1 pseudogene is annotated in these 342 nt (G+C 69.9%); it reads right to left on the bottom strand.

Going from position 1 to position 342, the window contains the following annotated elements:
* Positions 1-173: 173 nt before the first annotated feature.
* Positions 174-342: pseudogene (locus MCBG_RS34600) on the bottom strand (elongation factor Tu); the annotation flags it as partial.

The following is a 342-nucleotide window of genomic DNA, read 5'->3' as shown; positions in this document are numbered from 1 at the left end:
CCGGCGATCACGCCTTCCGCGCCCGGGGAGGGCGTGCCCCGCCGCTGTACGCCCCGCGAAACGCGAAAGGGCCCGTACGACCGAAGTCGTACGGGCCCTCTCAGGTCCGAGTCGCCCGCCCCCGAAGGGGACACGCCTCAGATCACCGCCCGGGACACGTCCCGGGCATCAACTCACTTGTTGATCTTGGTGACCTGGCCGGCGCCGACGGTCCGGCCACCCTCACGGATGGCGAACTTGAGGCCCTCTTCCATGGCCACGGGCTGGATGAGCTCGACGCTCATCTCGGTGTTGTCGCCCGGCATGACCATCTCGGTGCCCTCGGGGAGGGTCACGACGCCG

Origin of the sequence: Micromonospora sp. M42 (genome assembly GCF_000568915.1) — a bacterium.
In the GTDB taxonomy this organism is placed as follows: domain Bacteria; phylum Actinomycetota; class Actinomycetes; order Mycobacteriales; family Micromonosporaceae; genus Micromonospora; species Micromonospora chalcea.
Note: the sequence above shows the minus strand (reverse complement) of the source record. Positions and strands in the feature narration are given on the sequence as shown.